Annotated in this window: 1 protein-coding gene; it reads right to left on the bottom strand. The window is 54.2% G+C overall.

Translation table 11 applies throughout. The features are described 5' to 3' along the window. A partial coding sequence (locus tag PQQ53_RS35025) for a DDE-type integrase/transposase/recombinase (protein ID WP_408158218.1) occupies positions 1-349 on the bottom strand: 349 nt, incomplete at both ends.

The raw sequence follows: 349 nt of genomic DNA, 5'->3' as shown, positions 1-349 counted from the left end.
TCTGGTGCAAACAGCCGGTGAAGCCGAGACGGCTCCGATACATAAGGATGCCTTATTTATGGAGTAAGACAGTATTCCAGACGGTAGTCCGAGCGCGCGGAGATTGAACTGACTCTGGCGGATGCGATGCATCAACTCGATGCCTGAAATCGTGGTGTGCGCATACCTGAATCGTTTGAATCCGAGCATCGCGTTCGTTCTGGACTTGATGTTTCGATGATCCTGTTCGATCACGTTATTCAGATACTTCGAGGAGCGCACATGCGTCTTCTCAGGCAGCAGAGCGTCAGCGACCAACTCGCACACGGCCCGGTACGAGGCGGCATACCCATCGAGCGTGATCGTCTCC

This window comes from Paraburkholderia strydomiana (genome assembly GCF_046030495.1).
Taxonomy (GTDB): Bacteria; Pseudomonadota; Gammaproteobacteria; order Burkholderiales; family Burkholderiaceae; genus Paraburkholderia; species Paraburkholderia strydomiana_A.
This window is presented reverse-complemented; position numbering and strand designations above follow the sequence as displayed.